This window comes from Streptomyces anatolicus, assembly GCF_019400875.1.
GTDB lineage: Bacteria > Actinomycetota > Actinomycetes > Streptomycetales > Streptomycetaceae > Streptomyces > Streptomyces anatolicus.
Genome location: NZ_WMBF01000816.1, coordinates 1 through 1,483 on the forward strand (window position 1 = coordinate 1; position 1,483 = coordinate 1,483).

The 1,483-nt window shown below is 69.0% G+C and carries 2 protein-coding genes and 1 pseudogene; all 3 read right to left on the reverse strand.

Features of this window, described 5'->3' with window-relative positions; genetic code table 11:
* The coding region (locus GKQ77_RS32680) for a type I restriction endonuclease (protein WP_308117856.1) at nucleotides 1-783 on the reverse strand (783 nt) is incomplete at its 3' end.
* Nucleotides 784-877: 94 nt separating this feature from the next.
* Nucleotides 878-1,279 carry a hypothetical protein gene (locus GKQ77_RS32685; RefSeq protein WP_372460053.1) on the reverse strand — a complete coding sequence of 134 codons (402 nt, stop codon included), beginning with the start codon at nucleotides 1,277-1,279 and terminating at the stop codon, nucleotides 878-880.
* Nucleotides 1,276-1,483 (reverse strand): annotated as a pseudogene (locus GKQ77_RS32690) (hypothetical protein); the annotation flags it as partial. The gene GKQ77_RS32685 and the pseudogene GKQ77_RS32690, both read right to left, overlap by 4 nt.

A 1,483-nucleotide genomic window follows, 5' to 3' on the forward strand; every position in this document is an offset into this window, starting at 1 on the left:
ATCGTCGGGTGCGAGCAGTCCCGCGTCACGCAACTCCCCCCGCAGCCTGCTCTCTTCCTCGGGCTGAATGCTGCGCCAGGGGTGGAAATGTGCGGGTGTGGAACTGATGGTGCCCAGGTGCGCGGTGTCCCCGCTGGCAGCGACGAGGAGCTGCACGGTCCGGAAGAGTTCGGGCACTCCGGCGGGCGCCGTCGCCTCGGCGCTTGTCCGGACGTCGTCATCGTCTTCGTCGAGCGGATCGCCCGCGTAGTGCCGCAGATCGAGAACGGCCTCACGGATCGGCTCGGCCAGGTCGGGGCTCTTGCACTCGACGGCGGCGAGCGGGATGCCGTTGACGAAGAGGACGATGTCGAGAATGGAGAGCTCGCCGGAGCTGTTCACGAATCGGAGCTGGTCGACGACCGTGAAGTCGTTGAGGTCGACGCGATCCGGGTCCCACTCGATGTACTGCACGGTGGCGGAGGGCCCACCGTGCTCGGCGGAGGGCGCGTTGAGCACGTGCCCGTTGAGCAGAAGGTCGGTCGCGGCGAGGTTGGCGGTGAAGACGCCTTGCCCGAGCGGGACGGAGGCGAGCTCTTGGATGGAGCGCTCGATGTCATCGCGATCCATCCACGGCACGCCGTCGGCGGCACGGAGGTTGATGCGTCGCAGCGCGTCGGCCAGCTCGCCCTTGAGCAGCGGCATGCCGGCGTCGAGCGTGCCGACGTCCGCGCCGGACCGGTGCTGCCACCTCATGGCCTTCAACTGCGCGACGAACGGCCGCTCCACCTCGTCCCGCTCCACCTGTGCCACCGTGAACCCGCGCCTCTCTTCGCACAAATGCCCTGGTGGTCCATTGTGCGCTTTGGGTGCGGAGTGCGGGAGGGGAATCCGGGGCTCAGATGGCGAGGCCCCTGTCCGTCTCTCTCTTCTCCTCCTCTTCCTCTTCCTCTTCGTCGACCTCCTCTTCGGGATCGTCGTCGCACGCGGGTGCGGGGAGGCGGGCCCCGCGGCTGCGGGCGATCCGGGTCACGTCTCGCAGGGACTCGGCCATGCGGGCTGCCAGGTAGCGAAGCTGGGGCGCGGTGGCCTTCGGATCGTCGACCAAGTCGCCGACGTAGCCGGGAAGTTCGTCGGCCATGCCGAGCTGGATGGATTCGATGTTGTCGGCGATACGGGAGACATGGCCGGTTCCGTCACCGATGAGGTAGCAGGGGTTGCCGTCGGGGGTGGACCAGGGGAGGAGACGAGGAGCGGTTGTGCCGGTGGAGGAGGTCCCGGCGGCGTTCGGCGCGATCACGCGGCGGCCACCTCGATGCCATGGATGTGGCGGGGGCCTACGTCGACGCCGTGCACGGCGAGCCACAGGGCACGGCGGCGGGAGCGTTGACGCTTGGCTTCCTCGCGCTGTTCGCGGGTGAGGAGGTAGGGGCGGACGAGGGGACTGTTTTCGCCGCACAGGATGGTGTGGTGCCAGCGAGGGCGGTGCGGGAGGGGGCGGTGC